Genomic DNA, 22963 nt, shown 5'->3' with positions numbered 1-22963 from the left:
GCCGGGCGGCCGATCACATCGGCCGGTAGGTCCTGACGTCGCCGGGGACGTTGACGCCGATCTTGATCGCGCCGACCGAGCGGATGATGTCGTCGCCGAGCAGCTGGGCGAAGCAGGCATAGCCCCAGTCGTTCATGTGCAGACCGTCGGCGGTGACGAAATCGTCGATCGGGATCGCCTGCTTCTCGTGCCAGTCGCGCATCACCTCGAAGCGCGGGAAGATGCCGACATGGCGCAGCGCGGCGATGCGGCCGAGCAGTTTCACCATGCCGCGTGCGCTTTCGGGGCGTTCGGTGATGCGCGGCGAATATTGCGGATCGACCAGCACGACATCCGCACCGTCGGCCTGGATGCGCGCCACGCCGTCCTCGACCTGCTTGGCGGTCTCTGACGGATCGAGGTTGCGCAGCACCGCGTTGGTACCGACCTGCCAGATCACCATGTCGGGATGCACGTCGATCACTTCGGTCTGCAACCGCCGCATCATCTCGGGCGCGTCTTCACCGCCCTTGCCGCGGTTGAGCACGGTGATGTCTGCGGAAGGGTACTGCCGGCGCAACTGTCCGGCGAGCCGGTTGGGATAGGTGAATTCCGGCGCCGACGAACCATAGCCCTGGGTCGAGGACGAGCCGAACGCGATGATGATAACCGGCTTGCCGGCCGCGAGCTTGGCCGCGACATGCGGCAGCGAGCCGGTGGTGTTCGGCACGCCGGTCGGCTGATGACAGGGCACGCGGTGGAAGATGTCGCTCGCGGATTTCGCGACCTGCTTCACCTTGTCGAGCGCCTTGGCGGCGACGCCCGGTTGCTGATCGGGCGTGTCGGCGGCGATCACCGCGGGCTTGGCCGCATCAGTCCTGGCTGCTTCAGTCTTTGCACCCGATGAGAGCGCGGCATGCTGGTCGGCCTGACCGGTCTGCGCACACAACGGCACAACCGAGAGCGGCGCGAGCAGCGCCAGCGCCGCCACGGCGCACAGGCCTCGCGCTACCGAAGAGCGAAAAGGGAAGGCAAAACGCATCAACTCTGCTTCCTCTAATTCTGCTGCACCGGGCCCAGATGGGCCGCATCGATCACGAATTTCGCCAGTGCGCGGCCGAGACAGGCATGAACCTTCTTGGCCAGATCGACACCATGCGAGGTGCTGAACAGGTCAAAATATCCGGCGTCGCTCCACTGCTTCATGATCGCGAACCGGTCGAACAGCGGAACGTCGTGCTGCTGCGCCACCACCTTGATATTGTCGAGATATGGCGGTGCAGAGATCATTGTCTCCGTACGCGGGCTGTATTGCAGATTGACCAGCACCACGTCGGTCCCGGCGCCCCGCAACGCAACAACGCCGTCGTTGATGGCGGTACGGAAATCGTCGGGATCGGCTGCTCGCATAGCATCGACCGTTCCGGTCTGCCAGATAACCAAAGTAGGCTTTTTTGCCTCAACAAGCTTAACAAGGGTTCCCGCGGTCTCCTCGGCGGTGCTCTTTCCCTGTAATTCTACGGATAGATCGATGGTGGCGGCCGGAAACGCCTCCTTCAGCGCCGTTTGCAGCGTGGCCGGATAGGCGCTCGCCTCGTTGCCGGGGATGGTCGAGGAGCGGCTGCCCACCACCAGCACGTTGAGCGGCTGATTGGCCTTCACCGCATCGGCGACCTTCGGCAGCGAGCTTTCGCTCGCCAGCAGATAGGCGGGCACGTCGCAGGGCGGCGCCGGTGGTGCAGGATCGGGAGTGTCGCCGGCGCGCACGGGCGCGGCCGCCAAACAGGCGGCCAGCAGCATCAGGCCCAGCATCGTCCGCGCGGACTTCATGCTCCCCCTCCCGCCATATCGGCGTTGCCGGCGGCACCTTTTTTCGAGGCGCCTTTGTCGGCGGAGTGCTTGTACCACGAAATAATCCACGCCATCCCGCACATGATGAGGATGCCGCAGACGCTGATCAAGGCGTGCAGTGCGGCACCGCCGGAGACTTCGGCAAGCACGAAGTGACCGGCAAAGGCGAGGAATACCCCGAGACAGAATATCTCAAGCGAATGCTGGCCACACAGGATCAATGGTCGCAGCCAGGGCGATTTCAAGCCCGGCCAATCCCGGGGCAGGAAGCGCACGGTGAGGGCTGCGAGCGCGAGGAAATGCGCGAACCGCAACACGTCCAGGTCGGTCTTGTTGATCGGATACATCCATTGCTCGATGAGCTTCGGCATGATGTGGCCGAGCTGCGGCACGTACCAGGTCAGTGTCACGAAGAACGCGGCGACCAGATAGACGATGCAGATCCACATCGTGATGTTCGACGACAGGATGCGCGACATCCGCCGCGCGCCGCCGAGCGCGCACCAGGCACCGAACACGAACAGCAATTGCCAGGCGAACGGATTGAACGCCCAGAAGCCGTTCGGATAGGCCGACAGATAAAGGTCGAACTGCCAGGTCAGCGCGTAGAGCACGACCGACAGGCCAAGCGTCACGTCGGGCTTCCATTTCATCAGCCACAGGATCAGCGGCAGGAACAGCATCAGGACGATATAGAGCGGCAGCACGTCCATGTTGACGGGCCGGAAGCGCAGCAGCAGCGCCTGGACGATGGTGACGTCGGGCTGCTTGAGGAAGTCCATGATCCCCATTTCCTCGCTGTAGAGCGGGTTCTCGAACGAGGTCGCGACATACGAGATCTCGGCGAGGAAGATCGTGAACAGGAAGACATGCGCGACATAGATCTGCCAGACCCGGCGCAGGATGCGCGCAGTCGCGATCACGAAGCCGCCCTCCAGCATCGCGCGGCCATAGACGAAGGCCGCGGTGTAGCCGGAGATGAAGATGAATATCTCGGTGGCGTCGGAGAAGCCGTAATTGCGGATCGTGAGCCAGGTCAAAAGATTGGTCGGCAGATGGTCGATGAAGATCAGCCACAGCGCGAGCCCGCGGAACAGGTCGAGCCTGAGCTCGCGCTCACCGGTCGCCGGCAGCGTGATCGCGGGCGCGGCAACCTTCGCCTTGGCCTCGCTCCTGGTGTCGCTCTTGGCCTCGGCCTTGGCGTCAGCCACCGGCGCACCGGCTATGGGATCGGCAATCGAGCTCATCAAACACCGTGTCGGCCGCGGACGCCCCGCATGCCCAGCTGAAAAGATACTATTCGCGTACGACTTGCCGACAAAGCGCAGAGTGCGGCGACATGCGGCCGCGCTTTAGAGCGGAACTATGTTGAAACCGCGATGAACGGATGGCCCCAAATCCGGCTTTCCGAGTCCCGCTTTCCAAATCCGGCTGCCCAAGCCCGGCTGCCCAAGTCCGGCTGCCCAAGTCCGGCTTTTCACGGCCCGGCAGGCGATTGGTTCCGGCGAGCCAATTCGCTATGATAGTCACCTGTTTGTGCGTGATCCGGTCAGAACGGATCACGTGCCGAGATTATCGGATTGAGCCGTATGTACCGCGCCGTTACCCGCCAGATCGAAGTCACCGTCGAGCCGAACTTCATGCCGGATCGCTCGTCGGTCGACCGGCGCGAATATTTCTGGTCCTACAAGATCGTGATCGTCAATTCGGGCCCGGAAACGGTGCAGCTGCGCACGCGGCACTGGATCATCACTGACGCCACCGGCCGCCGCCAGGAGGTGCGCGGCGAAGGCGTGGTCGGCGAGCAGCCGGTGCTCGCGCCCGGCGAACGCTTCGAATACACCTCCGGCGTGCCGCTGCCGACCGCCTCCGGCTTCATGACCGGCAGCTACCAGATGGTCACCGAAGCCGGCGAGCGCTTCGACGTCGACGTGCCGACATTCTCGCTCGACAGCCCGAGCCCGAACGGGAAAAGGGTGTTGAACTAGGACGTGCACTCGTTAGCGCGAAGGTTGCGGGCCCGATAGAGCCAAGGACTGAAGCAGATCGGCTTGTTGCGATCGCTTTTCGGCCCGATGTTGGCCCGGCCCCCCTTGTTGATGGCGAGTTCTCTGATCCAGTCGGCGTCATATCCACGATCGGCAAGCGGCATGGATCCCGACCTCAGGCGACCAGGAGTTTGCCGGCAAGACCTTAAGGCACGAGCACATAACCGCCAGTCTTCCAAGCCGCAAGTGGACGGTCTAACCAATTCGGCTATGATATAGGAAGTCCTTAGCGCGGAGCTTGGTTGTGAACTCCGATCAGAAAGCGCTTGCGATAGCCACGGGACTGATCCTGCTTCTTGGCCTATGCAATTGCTCGGAAAAGCAGGGCGAACCTGCCGAGCAGCCGGTTCGCGGGCTTCGCGCCTACAAGGTCGCTGCGACGGCGGAGAGCCGTTTGCGCCACTTCCCAAGCATCCTGCAGCCCGCCGATGTGAGCCGTCTATCCTTCGAAATCGCCGGACAGCTCAGGGCCGTAACTCTGGAGGCTGGCCAAAAAGTCCAATTGGGAGACGTCCTGGCAGAAATCGACCCGCGGTCGCTGCAGACACAGGTCGACCAGGCGAGCGCTGGCGTAAAGCAGGCTCAGGCGCAGTTGGACAATGCCGACGCGGAATATCAGCGCCAGGATCAGCTTCTGAAGAGAGCTGTTACGACACAAGCCAACTTCGATCGCGCCAACGCAGCACTCCTTACTGCCAAAGCGCAGCTCGACCAGGCGCAACGTCAACTGGATCTGGCAACCCACAATCTTGATCGAAGCAAGCTGCTGGCTCCCTTCAGCGGCACAATTGCCGGCGTCGAGGTGAAATCATTTGCGCAGGTGGCGGCAGGTCAATCGATCGTTACGCTGTATAGCGACGACAGCTTCGAGATGGACTTCCTGGTGCCGTCAGGAACGTTCCAGACGCTCACGGTTGGACAGTCGGTCGTCGTAAAAGTCGCCGACAGATCCGATCTTTCCCTCAAGGGGGAGATCAAGGAGCTGGGCTCGAAGGCCCAACAAGTGTCGGCATTTCCAGTCGTGGTCAGGCTCAAGAACAGCGCGCCCGGCCTTAATGCCGGCATGTCGGTCGAGGTGACGATAGAGGAGCCTCTGGTCGGCGGCAGCGCAAGCGGCTTCTTGCTGCCGCTGACCGCGCTTGCTCCGGAGGGCGGCAGCGATTTGCGGGGTATCGCGACCGTATTCCTTTATGACGCGGCGGGCTCGACGGTCAAAAGGCGCCAAATCACCGTTGGCGGCATTCGCGACAATCGACTTGTCGTCACGGAGGGGCTCGGTGTCGGTGACATCGTAGCCTCCGCCGGCGTGTCCTATTTGACTGATGGCGAGAAAGTGAAGCTTCTTCCGCTACAGGAGTAGCGCTTTTGAATTTCCTAACCCGGTTCGGCCTGGCGCGCTCCCGCTTCACCATCACCATCATGGTCGGCCTGCTGGTGGCGGGCTTTGCGCTGTATCCTGATTTTCCAAAACGCGAAGATCCGGTCGTGGTGATTCGAACGGCCGTGGTGTCCGCGCTGTTTCCGGGAATGGCCCCCGAACGCATGGAAAATCTCGTCGCCGTTCCGATCGAGAGGAAGATCAGGGAACTTGCCGAGGTCAAGGATATTCGTTCGCTGGTAATCGAGGGATCACTGGTCGTTTACGTCGACCTCGAGGACGAAGTCGGCGATGTCAACGCGGCATGGCAACGCCTGCGCGACAAGATGACCGACGTCAAGATCGAGCTGCCAGACAACACCATCGGCCCCTTCGTCAACAGCGACTTCGGCGACGTCGCGATTGCTACGGTTGCAATCACGGCCGAGGGTTTTACGCAGCGCGAGATGAAGGATGTCGCGGACGATTTCCGCAAGAAGCTCTATTTGGTTCATGGGGTGGCCAAGGTTGAAGTGCTGGGGGTTCAGGAAGAACGTGTCTGGCTTGAGATCGACACCAGCAAGCTGGCGGCCGTCGGCGCTCAGGTGACCACCCTTGTCAAGGATTTACAAACGCAGAACGTCATCCTGCCAGCCGGAAATATCGTAGCCGACGGCACTCGAATCCTGCTGGAGGCTTCCGGCGATTTTCCAAACGTGCGCGCCATCGAAACCATGTTGACCCGGGTTGGCACAACGGAGAATCTGGTGCGGCTGTCCGACGTCGTCTCGGTGCGCCGCGACTACGTCTCGCCGAAGGTAAAACCGATCTTTTTCAATGGTCGGCCCGCCGTCGTGCTCAGCATCGTGATGCAACCGGATCAGGACGTTACCCAACTCGGGAAAAAACTTCGCGCCTTTGCGCGCAGCTATCGGGACGCGCTGCCGATCGGTTACGAAATCGATTTCGCGGCCTATCAGGCCGAACAGGTCAGCGCCGCAGTCAATTCGGCGCTCTCAAGCGTCGCCCAGACGTTCCTCGTCGTCGGCGCGATCGTCATCATCTTCCTCGGGCTGCGGGTCGGATTGATCGCAGCGATGATCGTTCCCTTTGCCGTGATGTTCTCGCTCATCGGGATGCGCGTGCTCGGTATTGCGCTCGAGCAGGTTTCGATCGCAGCGATCATCATTGCACTTGGGCTCCTGGTCGATAATGGTGTCGTCATCGTCGAAGACATCATCAGTCGTGTGGGACGGGGCATGCCGCCTGCGGATGCCGCGCTGGCGTCCGGGCAGCAATACGCTTTCCCCCTCCTGGTCTCGTCGATCACGACGGTTGCCGCATTTCTTCCGCTCTTCCTGCTCCCGGGAGCGGTGGGCGAATACGGCTTTTCACTCGGCGCTGTCGTCGCGGTTACGCTGGGCGGCTCATGGATTGCCGCGCTTTATATTCTTCCTGCCCTGACGGTCTGGTTCATGGGCGCGAGAATCCGCACAAGCAGTGAAAGCAATCCCGAGTCGGGCCTTCACAAGGCCTATGGCGCGGTACTGCGCGTGGTGCTTCGTGCCTCTCCGGTCGTGTTGGGCATCTGCGGTGTGCTGGTCGTGCTTTCCGTCATGCAGTTCGGCCGGATCCCCAAGCAGATGTTTCCGCTCAGTGAACGTAACCAGTTCCTGATCTACATGAACATGCCTGACGGCACCGATATATCGGAGACCGAGAACAGCGCCTTGAAGATTTCCCGGTGGCTTGCGGACGCAAAAGAAAACCCGGAGATCGCGAGCCACATCCTTTATGTCGGCGATGGCGGGCCGCGGTTCTATCTGTCGTTGACGCCGGTGCCGGCGGACCCAGGTACGGCCTTTTTTCTGGTCAACACCAAAGATTATCAGGGGGCCGTTCGCGCCGCGGATCGTGCATGGAAGTATTTATTCCAAAATCATCCCGAAGCGCGATTCAAGATCAAGCGGCTTGCGATGGGGGGAGTGGAAGCTGGCATCGTCGACGTCGAAATATCGGGGCCGGATGCAGATCGCCTTCTCGCGCTTAGCGCGCAAGTGCAGTCCCTGTTCCGGAGCGCGCCCGGAATTCGGGACAATGATGACGACTGGGGCAACAAGGTCATCAAGGTCATTGTCGACGTCAATCAAGACCGCATCCGGCAGCTTGGGCTGACGTCTGAAGAAATAACCCAGCAGTTGAGAACATATTTCACGGGAACATCGGTTTCGGTCTATCGCGAGGGCGACAACTCGATCCCGATCGTATTCCGGGCAGGCGCGGAAACACACAGAAGCATCGAAGGGCTCACCAGCGCCACCTTCGCGAACAATGGAAGCCTGATTCCGCTTGCCCAGGTCGCGACATTACGGATGGGTTTTGACTTTTCGAGAATACGCCGGAAGAACCAGGAGAGGACGGTCATCGCCACCGGCCGCAGCGCGACGCTGACGGCCGGCGAGCTTCTGGCGTATATCCAGCCCGGCCTGAACAAGCTCGATCTCGGCGGCGGCTACCAGGTCGTTATCGGCGGCGAGATCGAAAAGAGCGCCGAGACCAATCAAAGACTCAGCAAATGGCTTCCGGCTGCCCTTGTGGTCATGGTGTTTGCGATCATCCTGCAATTCAATTCGTTCCGTCGCACGCTGCTGACGTTCGTGACGATCCCGTTGATTTTTGTCGGGATACCCTGGGCGCTTCTGGCGACCGGACAGCCGCTGTCGTTTTTCGGAACGCTCGGGATCATCAGCCTTGCCGGCATCATCATCAACAACGCGATCGTGCTGATCGACCAGATTGATATTGAGCGCGAGACGCTGGAGCTGCAGGAGGCCGTGGTCGCCGCGTCCAAAAAGCGGTTGCGTCCGATCCTTCTGACCTCGGCGACAACCGTTCTCGGGTTGATGCCCATGGCGATCTTCGGTGGAGCGCTTTGGAAACCGATGGCCGTCCTGATGATGTCAGGGCTTGCCGTGGCGTCGATGCTGACGCTGCTGTTTGTTCCTGCCGGGTACTTGTTGCTGTTCGGCTTCCGCGGAAAGCCCGGCCACGCCGTCGATCACGCGGGACGCTAATTCCGGGCGGAGAGGCGTGTCGGCATGAGTTCACGGGCTGGAGTCGCTCGCTGCGGTATCGCGAAATCGGTTCCCACCGGGCAGACGGACTGCTAATCATAGGTACTCTGCTCGCAAACTTGTCTGCCGACCAAGAAGCCAAGAATTGGAGCACCCTATGATTCCCATCACCGAAGACGACGTCAATGCCGTTCAGCAAGCCTGGTGCGACGCACTGATACGCATTGGTGCGGTGCACGCCGAAGGCGGTGACTTCCGCGCCGTCGCCAGCGCGCTGATCGATGACCTATACGATTACGCAGAGGGGACCGTCTTCTTCAAGCCGACACTTGCCTTCGGCAAGAACGCGTTCCGCAGCACAAAGCAGGGTGCGCTGTCCTACTTCGTCGCAGGTGATCCCGACTTCCCGGAGGATAAGGGATTTGCGCTGAATCACTGGGTGAAGGTCTGGTACGACAACAACGCCGCGGAGAACGGAATCCAGATTCACGGCAACATCGCCATCACCATGGGCAATGTTTATGCGCAGAGCGCATCCGGGGGTGAGATCATGGTGGACAAGACCTTCGTTTTTCGCCGCTGCGCCGACGGCCGGTTGCGGCTCTGCGCGCACAAATCGGCGCTGCCGTACTCGCCGGACAACTGAGACAGCGCAGGGCCTCCAGGCGGGTCGATAATAATGGTTGCCAGATTTATTCCGAGCCGGGGGGATTTGTTTGGCGGGCTTTCCGCAGGCGTCGTTGCTCTGCCGTTATGCCTCGCGCTCGGCGCCCTCTCGGGTCTTGGCCCGGAAGCCGGTCTCTATGGTGCCATCGTGCTCGGGATACTCGCCTCGCTATTCGGTGGCACGCCGGTGCTTGTGTCTGGCCCCACCGCGCCGATGACGCTGGTCTCGGCCGGCGTCGTCGCCGCGAGCATGCTTCCCAACGGCCAGGTGAACCTTGCTTTCGTCGTCGCCGTCTTTCTGCTGACGGGGGCACTGCAGGCGCTGATGGGGTTGCTGCGCCTCGGGAGTTACATCCGCTACGTGCCGTACCCGGTGATCTCCGGATTCATGAGCGGCATTGGCGTCCTGATCTTCATCCAGCAAATTTTCCCGATGGCCGGAATGGCGGCGCCTTCCTCGGATCCTGCAAAGATACTTGCCAAACTTCACACGCTGCCCGCCGGATTCGCCTGGCCCGTCGCGCTGATGGCCGCGGCGACGCTTGCAATCATCTATCTCCTGCCGCGCGTCACGCGGGCGGTGCCCTCATCCGTCGTCGCCCTGGTTCTGGTGACCGGGGCCTCGCTCCTGTTCGGCGTGGACGCGCCGCGCATTGGCGCCATCCCGTCCGGGCTGCCGGCCTTTGTCGTGCCCGAATTCGACTTCACGCGGATGAGCTTCATCGTGACCACGGCGCTGGAGCTCGCATTGCTCGGCGCCATCGATTCGCTGCTGAGTGCCTTGCTGGCTGACAACATCACGAAGACCCATCACGCCAGCAACCGCGAGCTGATCGGACAGGGCATCGGCAACATGGCCGCGGCGCTGGTCGGTGGGCTGCCGGGCGCCGGCGCCAGCATCCGCACCATCGTCAATATCGAGGCCGGCGGCAGCACACGTCTGTCGGGGGTCGTTCACGGCCTATTCCTGCTTGCGGTGTTGCTCGGCCTCTCCGGTGTGGTGCGATATATCCCGACTGCGGTGCTGGCCGGTATCCTGGTCGCGGCCGGCCTCAGCTGCATCGACAGGCGTGGCCTGGGCCACATCACAAAGGTGCCGCGCGCTGATGCGGCGCTGATGCTCCTGGTGCTGGTGCTGACGGTTTTCTCCGGGGTGATCGTCGCCGTCGCCGCCGGCCTGATCGCAGCCTCCTTCGTCTTCATGAAGAACGTCGCCGATCTCTCCGAACAGCAGACCACCATCGGCCCGATGGCAGACGAGTCCTGGGCCGACGAGCTTAGCCTGCCCGCGGCGGACCGCGACCGGCTCCTTGTCAAGCGCCTCGAAGGTCCGCTGTTCTTCGGCTTCGCCCGCGGTTTCGCGGACATCGCCATGCGCGCGCAGGGCGGCAAGTTGCTGGTGCTCCGCATGGACCGAGTCCGCTTCATGGACCAGTCGGGCGCCTATGCACTTCAAGACGCGTTGATCGACCTGAAGGCCGCCGGCCAGCGCATCCTCATCGTCGGGCTGCCAGTGGCGCAGCTCGACATCTTGAAGACGCTCCACCTCGTTCCGGATGTCGTGCCGGAGAAGGACCTGTTTGAAGATTTTCGCTCGTTGAAGGACGTTCTGCCACGCATACTGGCCGAGACAGGGGCGATGCGACACTAGCCCTTGTTCTGAGGGCGATCTGATAGCTAACGCTATTTTCTCTTGATGTTGGCGGCTTTGGGTAGCCGTGGCGTTCGCAGGGCAAATGCGGAGGGCGAGTGACGATGTGTCGCTCGGCCTCGCGGGCGGCGGAAAATTGGTCGGCGGTTCGCACAAGACAATATCGCTCGAACTGCGCGGAGAGGGGGAGTTAAAAATGGATTCCTTCGAGCTGAACAAGATACTCGGTGCAATTCTGGGAACTTGCATCCTTTTGTTGGTGACGAGCTTCGCCGCCAGCGCAATTTTTGCGCCCGCGATACCGACAAAGCCGGGCTATGAGATCGCGGTGAAGGAAGAAGCGCATGGTAGCGGCCAGGAAGCCGCGCCGGCACCCTCTGAGCCAATCGAGAAGCTGCTGCAGACCGCCTCGGTCGAGAGGGGAGCTGAGTCGGCCAGAAAATGCGCGTCCTGCCACACCTTCGAGAAGGGGGCCCCAACCGCGTTGGCCCAAATCTCTTCGGAATCGTCAACGATCACCGAGGCGAGGGGCGCGGATTCAATTTCTCTACGGCCATGAAGGCGAAGGGCGGCACGTGGACCTTTGACGAGTTGAATAGGTTTCTTGCCAATCCAAGAGGGTACATCCCCGGCACTGCAATGAGTTTTGCTGGTATCCCCAGAGACGGCGAACGGGCCGATCTGATTAGTTATCTGCATACCCTTTCGGATAATCCGGTACCGCTGCCGACAGCGGCGAAGTAGCAGAAAGGTGAAGTTATTCTGAACGTCCCGGACCAAGCTTTTGCGGCGTTCATGTCGCCGAAGAGGCGCCTAGCGCGTGTTGTCATACCCACGCAGGCGGGGCATCCAGTACGCCGCGGCCTGTCCGTATCCACAAACAGACGTCTCTGGAATACTGGATCACCCGCTGGAGCCTTTCATCGGGCTCGCCGAAGGCGAGACCCGTTGGCGGGTGATGACGAGCGTTGTGTGTGACGACGAACGCGTCTACTCGACGCCGGCTTCCTGCGGCGTGAACTCGTAGACCGACGAGCAGAACTCGCAGGTCACCACGACCTTGCCGTCCTTGACCATCTCGGCGCGATCGTTCGGCGCAAAGCTCTTCAGCATCGACGACACCGCGTCGCGCGAGCAGGAGCACTGCGCGCGCAGCGGTTGCGGATTGAAGACGCGAACGCCGCGTTCGTGGAACAGGCGGTACAACAGCCGCTCGCCGGAGAGATCGGGATCGATCAGCTCGACATCCTCGACGGTCGAGATCAGCGACTGGCCCTCGATCCAGGCGTCGTCATCCGGCACGCTGTGCGTCGCCGTGCCCTCCGGCGCGTCGCCGGGATGCAGATCGGCCTGCTTGGCGCGCTCCGGGGCCTTGGGCAGGAATTGCAGCAGGATGCCGCCGGCGCGCCAGTGCAGCTTGCCGCCCTCGCCGCCGCGCATCTCCTCGCCGACCGCAAGCCGCACCCGCGTCGGAATCTGCTCCGAGCGCAGGAAATATTCGTGGGCTGCCTCTTCGAGGCCGCCGCCGTCGAGCGCGACCAGCCCCTGGTAGCGGCTGGTGTTCGAGCCTTGATCGATGGTCATCGCAAGATGGCCCTTGCCGAGCAGCTCGCCTGAGGTCTGTCCCGGCTTGAGAAGCGCCGCGTCGTAGCGCGCATAGGCACGCAGCCGGTCGGGCGCCTGGAAATCGACGATCAGCAGCGAGACCGGGCCTTCGGTCCGGGTCTGCAGGATGAAGCGGCCCTCGAACTTGACGGACGAACCGAGCAGCGTGGTCAGCACGATGGCCTCGCCGAGCAGCTTGCCGACCGCCGGCGGATAATCGTGCTTGTGCAGGATCTCGTCGAGCGCGGGTCCGAGCCGGGTCAGCCGGCCGCGCAAGTCCAGCGCGCCGACCTCGAAGGCCAGCACGGCATCGTCGACGGGAACCGCTGACGGCGCGCGAGTGGGCGTCTCGGTCGTGATTTTGATGTCGGGGGATTGTGAAACCATGGCGCTCTATCTGGGGTCTCGGACCGTGGAATAAAGGGGTTCAGCATACCGAGGATCGACGTCGTCCCTGCCTTGTGCGCAATTGCGCACTGGAGCAGGGACCCATAACCACCGGTGTGAGTTGCTGCGCCAAGCTGGGGCCCCAGCCTTCGCAAATTTACAACGGTGGTTATGGGTCCCGGGTCGCGCTTCGCTTGCCCGGGACGACGACGTTTACTGATCTACGACTACGCGACCGTGTCGAAGCACCAGGCCAGGATGCCCTTCTGCGCATGCAGGCGGTTTTCCGCCTCGTCGAACACCACGGATTGCGGGCCGTCGATCACCTCGTCGGTGACCTCCTCGCCGCGATGAGCGGGCAGGCAGTGCATGAACAGGGCGTCAGGCTTGGCGAGCGACATCAGCTTGGCATTGACCTGATAGGGCCGCAGCGCGTTGTGACGGTGCTCACCCTCCTTGTCGCCCATCGACACCCAGGTGTCGGTGACGACGCAGTCGGCGCCGCGCACGGCGGCCTCCGGGTCGGTGCCGAGTTTGATCGGCGCGCCGGTCGCCTTGATCCAGTCGCGCATCGGCTTCTTCGGCGAGAGCTCCGGCGGGGTCGCGACATTGAGCTGGAACTTGAACCGTTCGGCTGCGTGCGCCCAAGAGGCCAGCACGTTGTTGTCGTCGCCGGTCCAGGCCACCGTCTTGCCCTCGATCGAGCCGCGATTTTCCTCATAGGTCATGAGATCGGCCATCACCTGGCAGGGATGCGAGCGCCGGGTCAGACCGTTGATGACGGGAACGGTGGCGTGAGCCGCGAGCTCGAGCAGCGCGTCATGGTTGAGGATGCGGATCATGATCGCATCGACATAGCGCGACAGCACGCGCGCGGTGTCGGCTATGGTCTCACCGCGGCCGAGCTGCATCTCTGCGCCGGTCAGCATGATGGATTCACCGCCGAGCTGGCGCATGCCGACGTCGAACGACACCCTTGTGCGGGTCGACGGCCGCTCGAAGATCATCGCGAGCGTCTTGCCTTCGAGCGGCTTCCTGCCCTTCTCATGCGCCTTCAGCTTCGCCTTCATGGCGGCTCCGGCGGAGAGCATGGTGCGTAGCTCGGCGAGCGGCAGCTCGTCGATGTCGAGGAAGTGACGGACCGGCTTGCTCATCACCCCGCCGCCTTCTTCGGCTGTCCCGCCGAGAGCGTTGCGCAAGCGCGCTCGAGCGAGGTGATCGACTGGTCGATCTCGGCCTCGGTCACGATCAGGGGCGCCAGGAACCGCACCACATTGTCGCCGGCGCCGACGGTGAGCAGCTTCTCGTTGCGCAGCGCGGCGATCAGGTCGCCCGACGGCACCACGGCCTTGACGCCGATCAACAGGCCCTCGCCGCGCACATCCGACAGCACGCCGGGATAGCGGTCGATCACGGAAGCGAGCTTCTGCTTGAGCAGCAGCGACATCTTCTGCACGTGGTCGAAGAAGCCGGGCTTCAGCATGACGTCGAGCACTGCATTGGCGGCTGCGACCGCGAGCGGATTGCCGCCGAAGGTCGAGCCGTGCGAACCCGGCGCCATGCCGGCCGCCGCCTGCGCCGTCGCCAGCACCGCGCCGATCGGGAAACCGCCGCCGAGCGCTTTCGCCAGCGACATCACGTCCGGCGTGACGCCGGTGCGCTTGTAGGCGAACAGTTCGCCGGTGCGGCCCATGCCGGTCTGCACCTCGTCGAACGCCAGCAACAGGCCATGCTCGTCGCAGAGCGCGCGCAACGCCTTGAAGAACGCCTGCGGCGCCGAGCGCACGCCGCCCTCGCCCTGCACGGGCTCGATCAGGATGCCGGCGGTGTGCGGGCCGATCGCCTTCTTGACCGCCTCAATGTCGCCATGCGGCACCTGGTCGAAGCCGTCCATCGGCGGGCCGAAGCCCTCGAGATATTTCGCCGAGCCGGTCGCAGCCAGCGTGCCCAGCGTGCGGCCGTGGAAGGCGCCCTCGAAGGTGATCATGCGGTAGCGCTCGCCATGGCCCTTGGAGAAGTGATGGTGGCGGACCAGCTTGATCACGCCCTCCATCGCTTCCGCGCCGGAATTGCAGAAGAACACGAAGTCCGCAAAGCTCTGCTCGCAGAGCCGCGCGGCGAGCACCTCGCCGTCCGGGCTCTTGAACAGGTTCGACATGTGCCAGAGCTTGGTCGCCTGTTCCTGCAGCGCCTTGACCAGATGCGGATGCGCATGCCCGAGCGCGTTCACCGCGACGCCCGAGGTGAAATCGAGATAGCGGTCGCCGTTGGTTGCGATCAGCCAGGCGCCCTCACCGCGCTCGAAGCCGAGATCGACCCTGGCGAAGACGGGGAGCAGATGCGACGAGGCGCTGTTGGTCATGGCGTTCACTGACGGTTTTGAACCGACAATTGCCGCGCGCCTTGACGCCAGCGCAGCAACGGCCAGCTTCGGAAAACAAAACGTGCCGCCTTTGCGGGCGGCACGTGAGGAGCATTCTATGCGGCGGCTGGTCGGTGTCAATCGCCGGGAGCCTGCCTTTGCCGGCCTTCCTGCAATGCGAAACCAGCGCAATCCGGAGCATTCCGGTGCGGTGGAAAAGCCTCATTGCAATGCTTAACTTTGTGGGAACATGTGGACGCACGGCCGCGGACTCTTGCGCCAGAGTCACGCCATATTGTAGCGTTTGGCCTGTCGGGTACGACATCTCGTGCGGCAGTACTGGACCCTCTAAGTAGCCTTCGTGTCTCACGTAAACGTTCGGGCGCAAGACCGCGCCCGGCGAGGGCTAAGGGATTCTGGCCGCAGGGATATTTGTCCAGATTTGGCTCGCAGCGCCGTTCCAATGACTGGCCGGCGCCATGCGAAAGGAAGAATGCGATGACGGTATTGACCTGGTCCGACGATCGCGTCGAGCAGCTGAAGAAGCTCTGGGAGTCTGGCCTTTCGGCCAGCCAGATCGCAGCGGAACTTGGCAATGTGACGCGAAACGCCGTGATCGGCAAAGTGCACCGGCTCGGCCTCTCCGGCCGCGCCAAGGCCCCCTCGACAGCCGCCCCGCGGCAGCGCAAGGCCCGTCCCGCCCAGCACATGATGCGGGTGGCGCGCCCGGTCTCGCGCGGCAACACCGCGCTCGCGCACGCCTTCGAGGTCGAGATGGAGGCCGATCCGATCTCCTACGACAACGTGGTGCCGATGAGCCAGCGGCTGTCGCTGCTCGAGCTCAACGAGGCCACCTGCCACTGGCCGGTCGGCGATCCGTCGAGCCCGGAATTCTTCTTCTGCGGCGGCAAGGCACTCGGCGGCCTGCCCTATTGCGCGCATCACTCGCGCGTCGCCTACCAGCCCGCCGGCGACCGCCGCAGGCCGTCGGCGAAGCCACAGATCAAGTAAGCACTCGGGAAACAGCCTGAACTGCAAAAGCAAATCCCCGCAAAAGCGGGGATTTTTTTGTTGTCGCCGTCATTGCGAGGAGCGAAGCGACGAAGCAATCCATCGTTCCGCATTTTCGGTAAGATGGATTGCTTCGCGGAGCTTGTCATCCGGCGGCGCTTCGCGCCGACCGGGTGGCTCGCAATGACGGGACCGTTGTTGCGATTGTTGCCAGCCGTTACGGCTGCGGCTCGGCCTTAGCGAAGCGGTCGTCGAGCGCATAGCCGGCGCCGCGCACGGTGCGGATCGGATCCTGCTCGCGGCCCGGATTGAGCAGCTTGCGCAGCCGGCCGATATGCACGTCGACGGTGCGTTCATCGATATAGATGTCGCGGCCCCAGACGCTGTCGAGCAGCTGCTCGCGGCTGAACACGCGGCCGGGATGCTCGAGGAAGAATTCGAGCAGGCGATACTCGGTCGGCCCGAGATCGATCGGACGGCCCGAGCGCGCCACGCGGCGCTTCTCGCGGTCGAGCTCGATGTCGCCATAGGTCAGCACGGTCGCAAGCCGTTCCGGGCTCGCGCGGCGCAACAGGCCCTTCACCCGCGCCAGCAGTTCCGGCACCGAGAACGGCTTGACGATGTAATCGTCGGCGCCGGTAGCGAGCCCGCGCACGCGCTCGCTCTCTTCGCCGCGCGCGGTCAGCATGATGATCGGAAGCTGCTTGGTCTCGGGCCGCGCCCGCAGCCGGCGGCACAGCTCGATGCCGGACAGGCCCGGCAGCATCCAGTCGAGTACCACGAGGTCGGGAACGCGCTCCTTCAGGCGGGTGTCGGCATCGTCGCCGCGCCCCACCGTCTCGACATCGTAGCCTTCCGCATCGAGGTTGTAGCGCAACAGCGTCGTCAGCGCTTCCTCGTCTTCGACTACCAGAATGCGTGCGCTCATCGGTTTAAGTTCTTTCTCTGTGGTGATCCGTTGCCCAGACGCAAACCGAAACGCTTACTTCCGTCGGCATGATCCCCGCGGAAACGATTTGTCGCGAAGACAATCCATTTCCGCACGCGCGGACCATGTCAGGTACCCGGCACCGTGGTGGCAAAGTTGGTCATGTCGCCCTTCGGGCGCTTGTCGGTGATCTGCTGGCCTTCGATCATGTAGAACACGGTCTCGGCGATATTGGTGGCGTGATCGCCGATCCGCTCGATATTCTTGGCGCAGAACATCAGATGGATGCAGAACGAGATGTTGCGCGGATCCTCCATCATGTAGGTGAGCAGCTCGCGAAACAGCGAGGTGCAGATCGCATCGACTTCCTCGTCGCCCTTCCAGACGTTCATCGCCGCCGGCAGATCGTGCGCGGCATAGGCGTCGAGCACCGACTTGACCTGCGACAGCACGAGGTCGGTCATGTGCTCCAGGCCGCGGATCAGCTTCAGCGGCTGGAAATCGCTCTCCAGCGCCGCGACGCGCTTGCCCATGTTCTTGGCGAGGTCGCCGATCCGCTCGAGGTCGGTGGCGACGCGCATCGCGCTGACGATTTCGCGCAGGTCGATCGCCATCGGCTGGCGGCGGGCGATCGTCAGCACCGCGCGCTCTTCGATGACGCGCTGCAGATTGTCGATCTCGATGTCGGCGGCGACCACGCGCTTGCCGAGCGCGACGTCGCGACGGATCAGCGCGTCGACCGACTCGGTGATCATCCGCTCGACGAGGCCGCCCATCTCGGCGACCAGGCGGGTCAACTCCTGCAGGTCGCTGTCGAATGCCTTGGCGGTATGTTCAGAAGCCATCGCTTGTCTCCCTCATGATCCCGGGGATCATGATTTGGTGTCCTCAGTTTCGCACGATCCGATCGAAAAACCGGTGCCCACTTTTGCGGATCATGCGCTAGCCGAACCGGCCGGTGATGTAGTCCTGGGTGCGTCGATCGCTCGGCGAGGTGAAGATCTTGTTGGTGTCGTCGAACTCGATCAGCTCACCGAGATACATGAAGGCGGTCTTGTCGGAGACGCGCGCCGCCTGCTGCATGTTGTGGGTGACGATCGCGATCGTGTAGTCCTCGGAGAGCTCCTGGATCAGCTCCTCGACCTTGGCGGTCGAGATCGGATCGAGCGCCGAGCACGGCTCGTCGAACAGGATCACTTCGGGACGCACCGCCACGGTGCGCGCGATGCACAGGCGCTGCTGCTGGCCGCCGGAGAGCGACAGGCCGGAGGCGTTCAGCTTGTCCTTGACCTCGTTCCACAGCGCGCCGCCGCGCAGCGCCTTCTCGACCCGGTCGTCCATCTCGGACTTCGAGATCTTCTCGTAGAGGCGGATGCCGAAGGCGATGTTCTCGTAGATCGTCATCGGGAACGGCGTCGGCTTCTGGAACACCATGCCGACCCGCGCGCGCAGCAGATTGAGGTCGAGCTTGGGATCGAGAATGTTGGTCTGGTCCAGCATCAGCTGGCCGACCGCGCGCTGGCCCGGATAGAGATCATACATCCGGTTGAAGATGCGCAGCAGGGTCGACTTGCCGCAGCCCGACGGGCCGATGAACGCCGTGACGCGGTTGGTGCCTAGCGTCAAATTGATGTTCTTCAGCGCGTGGTGCTCGCCGTAATAGAAGTTGAGGTTGCGCACCGTGACTTTCGGCGGCGCTTCCGGCAGTGGAACCTGGGGAACGTGGCTCGCGACGGTCGTGGAGACGGAAAGCTCGGTCATTTTGCGGCCCTTTCGGCACCAAGGATACGCGCGCCGATATTCAGCGCGAGCACAGTGAAGGTGATGAGCAGCGCACCGCTCCACGCCAGCTCTTTCCAGTAGGCGTAGGGGCTCTGCACGAAGTTGTTGATTGTCACCGGCAGGTTGGCCATCGTCTTGGTCAAATCCCAGCTGAAGAACTGGTTCGACAGCGCGGTGAACAACAGCGGCGCGGTTTCACCGGCGACACGGGCGGTCGCCAGCAGCACGCCGGTGATCAAGCCGCTACGCGCAGCACGATAAGCGATCCGCTTGATCACCAGCGAACGCGGCAGGCCGAGCGCGGAGGCCGCCTCGCGCAGCGGATTGGGCACGAGCAGCAGCATGTCCTCGGTGGTGCGCAGCACGACCGGGATCACGATCACGGCGAGCGCGAGACTGCCTGCGATCGCCGAGAAGCCGCGCATCGGCACCACCACCGCGCCATAGATGAACAGGCCGATAATGATCGAAGGCGCGCTGAGCAGGATGTCGTTGATGAAGCGGATCACCGAGGTGAGCTTGTCGTGCTTGCCGTACTCGGCGAGGTAGGTGCCGGCGAACAGGCCGAGCGGCGCGCCGATGCCGACGCCGATCACCGTCATGATGACCGAGCCGACAATGGCATTGAGCAGGCCGCCTTCGGTCGAGCCCGGCGGCGGCGTGTTCTGGGTGAACAGCTGCACGCTGAGGCCGGCAAGGCCGTTATAGACCAGCGTGAACAGGATCAGCGCGAGCCAGGTGACGCCGAACAGCGCCGCGCCGACACAGAGTGCGCGAATGACGATGTCGCTGCGGCGGCGGGATTTGTAGATCGGGTTCATGGCGCTATTTCCCCGCTTTCGTTTCAAGCCGCATCAGCATCAGCCGCGCGCCGGCGAGCACGAAGAAGGTCAGCACGAACAGCAGGAGGCCGAGCAGGATCAGGCCGGACTGGTGCAGGCCGTCGCTCTCGGCGAATTCGGAGGCGATCGCCGCCGAGATCGTGGTGCCCGGCGCGAAGATCGACGACGAGATACGGAACGAGTTGCCGATGATGAAGGTCACCGCCATCGTCTCACCGAGTGCGCGGCCGAGCGCCAGCATGATGCCGCCGATCACGCCGACGCGGGTGTAGGGGATCACAACGTTGCTGACCACTTCCCAGGTGGTGCAGCCCATGCCGTAGGCGGCTTCCTTGAGCACCGGCGGCACGGTCTTGAACACGTCCACCGAGATCGCGGTGATGAAGGGCAGCACCATGATGGCGAGGATCAGCGCGGCGTTGAACAGGCTGAGATAGGACGGCGGCCCTGCGAACACCGCACCCAGCACCGGAACGCCTTCGAACAGCCTGATCATGAAGGGCTGGAACGTGTTGGCGAGGAACGGGCCCAGCACGAAGAAGCCCCACATGCCGTAGATGATCGAGGGGATGCCGGCGAGCAGCTCGATGGCGATGCCGATCGGGCGGCGCAGCATCTGCGGGCAGAGCTCGGTGAGGAACACGGCGATACCGATGCCGACCGGAATGGCAACCATCATCGCGATGACCGAGGTGATCAGCGTGCCGTAGATCGGGCCGAGCGCGCCGAGCACCGGCGGATCGGCCGAGGGCGCCCAGCGCTGCGTCCAGAGGAAGGCGAAGCCGTATTCCTTCATCGCCGGCCAGGCGCCGGCGATCAGCGACAGGATGATGCCGCCGAGGATCAACAGAACCGAAATCGCCGAGATGCGGGTGATCCAATAGAAGGTGAGGTCACCCAGCTTGAAGGCGCTGAGGGCCTTGGCGCGATCGTAAGGTCCGGCGGCTTCCATCACATCGCTCTGAACAGCCATGTCTGCCACGCCAATTCCCTCTTTTTTATTTGAAAGCTGCACCAACCGCTACGCCCCCGAAGCGATCTTCACTGACGCATGAGGCCGGGCGTCGTTCCGGTTGCGCCTCCCGGGACGCGAACCCCGGGCCCAATCCACGTATCTTGCCGCGCATCTTGCCGCGGTGATGGGGCCCGGTCTTGGTCGCTCGACCTGTGCCGCCCTTGGGAGGCGGCACAGGCCTTATTCGAAGCGTTGGACTTAGCTCTTGATGTCCGAAGACCAGGTCTTCTCGATCAACTTGACGACCGAGTCCGGCATCGGGATGTAGTCGAGCTCTTCGGCCGCCTTGCCACCCTTCTCGAAGGCGTACTTGAAGAACTTGAGCGCTTCCTGCGAGGCCGCCTTGTCGGTCGCGTCCTTGTGCATCAGGATGAAGGTCGCCGCGGTGATCGGCCAGGAGGCTTCGCCCGGCTGGTCGGTCAGGATCACGTAATAGCCGGGGGCCTTGGACCAGTCGGCATTCGACGCAGCAGCCTGGAAGGCGGCAATGGTCGGCTGCACGGTCTTGCCGGCTTTGTTGACCAGCGCGGTGTAGGTCAGCTTGTTCTGCTTGGCGTAGGCGTATTCGACATAGCCGATCGCGTTCTTGGTCTGGCTGATGTTGCCGGCAACGCCTTCGTTGCCCTTGGCGCCGACGCCGACCGGCCATTCGACCGCGGTGCCGGAACCGACCTTGGACTTCCAGTCGGCGTTTGACTTGGAGAGGTAGTCGGTGAAGTTGAAGGTGGTGCCCGAACCATCCGAGCGGCGGACGACGGTGATCGCATCGGCCGGCAGGGTCAGCTTCGGATTGAGCTTGGCGATCGCCGCGTCGTTCCACTTGGTGATCTTGCCGAGATAGATGTCGCCGAGCACTTCGCCGGAGAGCACGAGATCGCCCGACTTCACGCCTTCGACGTTCACGACCGGAACGATCGCGCCCATCACCATCGGCCACTGGACGAGGCCGTCCTTCTCGAGCTGCTCGGCCTTGAGCGGCGCGTCAGTCGCACCGAAGGTCACGGTCTTGGCCTGGATCTGCTTGATGCCGGCGCCCGAACCGATCGACTGATAGTTCAGGCCATTGCCGGTGTCCTTCTTGTAGGCGTCAGCCCACTTCGAATAGATCGGGAACGGAAACGTTGCGCCTGCGCCGGTAATATCGGCAGCGAAGGCCGACGTCGACGCGGCGACCAAGCCGGCAGCGACGATTGCTTTGATGAAATTCATGGGGTCGTCTCCATCTTGTGAGCGAAGCGCCGAATGCGCCCGATCGCGCTCACACCGGTCCATCTAGGAGCGGTCGGTGCTGCTTTTACGAAGGTTGGATGACAGTTCGATGACAACACTAAGCGGCTGAAAATGCTTAGCTTTGGGTCGGAAACGGGGTCTTCGGCCGGGGAAAACAGGCGGTAAAAGTGGCGCCATTGTTCGGCACGCTTTCGATCACAAGGCGCCCGCGATGACGGTTAAGAATATGTTTCACCAGCGATAATCCGAGGCCCGTTCCGCCCTGGTTTCGGCTGTCGCCGACGTCCACCCGGTAGAACCGTTCGGTCAGCCGCGGCAGGTGCTCCGGGGCGATGCCGGGGCCGAAATCCCGTACCAGGACACGGATTTCGGGGGTCCCCTCGCCCGATGCGCCCGAAACGGTCTGATTGAGCGACACTATGACGCGGCCGCCCGAGGCGCCGTATTTGAGGGCGTTCTCGATCAGGTTCTCGAACAGGCGGAGCAGTTCCTCACGGTCGCCGGCGATCGTGACCGGGGTCTGAGGCAGGTCGACATCGATCTCGACCTGACGCTCGCTGGCCAGCGCCTCGAGGCCGTCGGCCACTTGGCGGATGATCGGCACGATGTCGATCGACGCCTCGGGCCGCACATGAGCCGACAGCTCGACCCGCGACAGCGACAGCAGATCGTCGATCAGCCGCGCCATGCGGGTGGCCTGGGTATGCATGATGCCGAGAAAGCGCTCGCGCGCCCGCGCGTCCTCACGCGCCGGCCCCTGCAACGTGTCGATGAAGCCGGACAGCGCGGCGAGCGGCGTGCGCAGCTCGTGGCTGGCGTTGGCGACGAAGTCGGCGCGCATCTCCTCGACCCGACGCAGCGGCGTCAGATCGTGGAAGGTCATCAGCATGCACTTCTCGGTGCCGCCGAACTGGGTCGGCACCGGCACCGGCGTGATCACCAGTTCCATCCAGCGATCGACCGGAACGTGATCGCTGTAGGTGGCGCGGCGCGGCTCGGTGGTCGCGATCGCCTCGCGCAATGCGGTGATAATCTCCGGCGAACGCAGGGCAAATTGCGCCAGTTCGTTCCTGCGCAGCGCCGGCGCAAGCTCGGCCGCGGCGGCGTTGAGATGGATGACGCGGCCGGCGCGATCGAGCAGCACGGCCGGGTCCGGCATGCCGGCGACGACGGCG

At 63.1% G+C, this 22963-nt stretch carries 20 protein-coding genes and 2 pseudogenes; 8 read left to right on the top strand and 14 right to left on the bottom strand.

The window, feature by feature from the left end; all coding sequences use genetic code 11:
• Positions 1-13 precede the first annotated feature (13 nt).
• From H8A95_RS06140 to H8A95_RS06130, 3 genes are read right to left on the bottom strand one after another with little or no spacing between them, the layout of a single operon-like run.
• Positions 14-1021, bottom strand: coding sequence for an SGNH/GDSL hydrolase family protein (locus H8A95_RS06140; RefSeq protein WP_229182353.1), 1008 nt, complete (start codon positions 1019-1021; stop codon positions 14-16).
• Positions 1022-1035: 14 nt separating this feature from the next.
• Positions 1036-1809 carry an SGNH/GDSL hydrolase family protein gene (locus H8A95_RS06135; protein ID WP_229182352.1) on the bottom strand — a complete coding sequence of 258 codons (774 nt, stop codon included), beginning with the start codon at positions 1807-1809 and terminating at the stop codon, positions 1036-1038.
• Positions 1806-3077: an OpgC domain-containing protein gene (locus H8A95_RS06130; protein WP_229182351.1), complete on the bottom strand. Its 1272-nt coding sequence runs from the start codon at positions 3075-3077 to the stop codon at positions 1806-1808. Before H8A95_RS06130 ends, H8A95_RS06135 begins: the two co-directional genes overlap by 4 nt.
• A gap of 342 nt (positions 3078-3419) precedes the next feature.
• Between H8A95_RS06130 and apaG the strand changes: the two genes are divergently transcribed.
• Positions 3420-3818 (top strand): Co2+/Mg2+ efflux protein ApaG, encoded by a 399-nt coding sequence (gene apaG / locus H8A95_RS06125; protein WP_229182350.1) that lies wholly within the window; start codon positions 3420-3422, stop codon positions 3816-3818.
• Positions 3819-3841: 23 nt separating this feature from the next.
• Here the strand turns inward: apaG and H8A95_RS06120 are convergent.
• Positions 3842-4020, bottom strand: a pseudogene (locus H8A95_RS06120) (IS5/IS1182 family transposase); the annotation flags it as partial.
• Between the two features lie 102 nt (positions 4021-4122).
• On the opposite strand from H8A95_RS06120, the gene H8A95_RS06115 reads away from it, so the two are divergent.
• From H8A95_RS06115 to H8A95_RS06095, 5 genes and pseudogenes are all read left to right on the top strand, one after another.
• Positions 4123-5238 carry an efflux RND transporter periplasmic adaptor subunit gene (locus tag H8A95_RS06115; protein ID WP_229182349.1) on the top strand — a complete coding sequence of 372 codons (1116 nt, stop codon included), beginning with the start codon at positions 4123-4125 and terminating at the stop codon, positions 5236-5238.
• A gap of 5 nt (positions 5239-5243) precedes the next feature.
• Positions 5244-8309 carry an efflux RND transporter permease subunit gene (locus H8A95_RS06110; protein WP_229182348.1) on the top strand — a complete coding sequence of 1022 codons (3066 nt, stop codon included), beginning with the start codon at positions 5244-5246 and terminating at the stop codon, positions 8307-8309.
• A 157-nt stretch (positions 8310-8466) separates the two neighbouring features.
• Positions 8467-8955: a phosphoribosyl-AMP cyclohydrolase gene (locus H8A95_RS06105; protein ID WP_229182347.1), complete on the top strand. Its 489-nt coding sequence runs from the start codon at positions 8467-8469 to the stop codon at positions 8953-8955.
• Between the two features lie 33 nt (positions 8956-8988).
• Positions 8989-10626: a SulP family inorganic anion transporter gene (locus H8A95_RS06100; RefSeq protein WP_229182346.1), complete on the top strand. Its 1638-nt coding sequence runs from the start codon at positions 8989-8991 to the stop codon at positions 10624-10626.
• 196 nt (positions 10627-10822) lie between these two features.
• A pseudogene (locus tag H8A95_RS06095) lies at positions 10823-11370 on the top strand (c-type cytochrome).
• Between the two features lie 246 nt (positions 11371-11616).
• On the opposite strand, the gene H8A95_RS06090 reads toward H8A95_RS06095, so the two are convergent.
• The 3 genes from H8A95_RS06090 to H8A95_RS06080 form a co-directional block, all read right to left on the bottom strand.
• Positions 11617-12618 carry an Hsp33 family molecular chaperone gene (locus H8A95_RS06090; protein WP_229182345.1) on the bottom strand — a complete coding sequence of 334 codons (1002 nt, stop codon included), beginning with the start codon at positions 12616-12618 and terminating at the stop codon, positions 11617-11619.
• Between the two features lie 227 nt (positions 12619-12845).
• Positions 12846-13772: an ornithine carbamoyltransferase gene (gene argF / locus H8A95_RS06085; RefSeq protein WP_229182344.1), complete on the bottom strand. Its 927-nt coding sequence runs from the start codon at positions 13770-13772 to the stop codon at positions 12846-12848.
• Positions 13772-14980: an aspartate aminotransferase family protein gene (locus H8A95_RS06080; protein WP_229182343.1), complete on the bottom strand. Its 1209-nt coding sequence runs from the start codon at positions 14978-14980 to the stop codon at positions 13772-13774. The genes argF and H8A95_RS06080 overlap by 1 nt, the downstream gene beginning before the upstream one ends.
• On the opposite strand from H8A95_RS06080, the gene H8A95_RS06075 reads away from it, so the two are divergent.
• Both H8A95_RS06075 and H8A95_RS06070 read left to right on the top strand, forming a co-directional pair.
• Positions 14979-15218 (top strand): hypothetical protein, encoded by a 240-nt coding sequence (locus tag H8A95_RS06075; protein WP_229182342.1) that lies wholly within the window; start codon positions 14979-14981, stop codon positions 15216-15218. The genes H8A95_RS06080 and H8A95_RS06075 overlap by 2 nt on opposite strands.
• A gap of 260 nt (positions 15219-15478) precedes the next feature.
• Positions 15479-15991 carry a GcrA family cell cycle regulator gene (locus H8A95_RS06070; RefSeq protein ID WP_163153111.1) on the top strand — a complete coding sequence of 171 codons (513 nt, stop codon included), beginning with the start codon at positions 15479-15481 and terminating at the stop codon, positions 15989-15991.
• 217 nt (positions 15992-16208) lie between these two features.
• On the opposite strand, the gene phoB is transcribed toward H8A95_RS06070, so the two are convergent.
• The 7 genes from phoB to H8A95_RS06035 all read right to left on the bottom strand — a co-directional run.
• Complete coding sequence (phoB, locus tag H8A95_RS06065) at positions 16209-16919, bottom strand: phosphate regulon transcriptional regulator PhoB (RefSeq protein ID WP_016844067.1); 711 nt, start codon at positions 16917-16919, stop codon at positions 16209-16211.
• Positions 16920-17047: 128 nt separating this feature from the next.
• Positions 17048-17764 carry a phosphate signaling complex protein PhoU gene (gene phoU / locus H8A95_RS06060; RefSeq protein ID WP_050403109.1) on the bottom strand — a complete coding sequence of 239 codons (717 nt, stop codon included), beginning with the start codon at positions 17762-17764 and terminating at the stop codon, positions 17048-17050.
• 97 nt (positions 17765-17861) lie between these two features.
• Complete coding sequence (gene pstB, locus H8A95_RS06055; RefSeq protein WP_029079896.1) at positions 17862-18680, bottom strand: phosphate ABC transporter ATP-binding protein PstB; 819 nt, start codon at positions 18678-18680, stop codon at positions 17862-17864.
• Entirely contained in the window at positions 18677-19522 is an 846-nt protein-coding gene (gene pstA / locus H8A95_RS06050) for a phosphate ABC transporter permease PstA (protein ID WP_163153113.1), read from the bottom strand. The genes pstB and pstA overlap by 4 nt, the downstream gene beginning before the upstream one ends.
• Positions 19523-19526: 4 nt before the next feature.
• On the bottom strand, positions 19527-20516 hold the full coding sequence (gene pstC / locus H8A95_RS06045; protein WP_229182341.1) for a phosphate ABC transporter permease subunit PstC: 990 nt from the start codon (positions 20514-20516) through the stop codon (positions 19527-19529).
• A gap of 240 nt (positions 20517-20756) precedes the next feature.
• On the bottom strand, positions 20757-21767 hold the full coding sequence (gene pstS / locus H8A95_RS06040) for a phosphate ABC transporter substrate-binding protein PstS (RefSeq protein ID WP_229182340.1): 1011 nt from the start codon (positions 21765-21767) through the stop codon (positions 20757-20759).
• Between the two features lie 136 nt (positions 21768-21903).
• Positions 21904-22963, bottom strand: a 1060-nt coding sequence (locus H8A95_RS06035) for an ATP-binding protein (RefSeq protein WP_229182339.1), incomplete at its 5' end; no start/stop codon positions are given.

Source organism: Bradyrhizobium oropedii (assembly GCF_020889685.1).
In the GTDB taxonomy this organism is placed as follows: Bacteria; Pseudomonadota; Alphaproteobacteria; order Rhizobiales; family Xanthobacteraceae; genus Bradyrhizobium; species Bradyrhizobium oropedii.
This window is presented reverse-complemented; position numbering and strand designations above follow the sequence as displayed.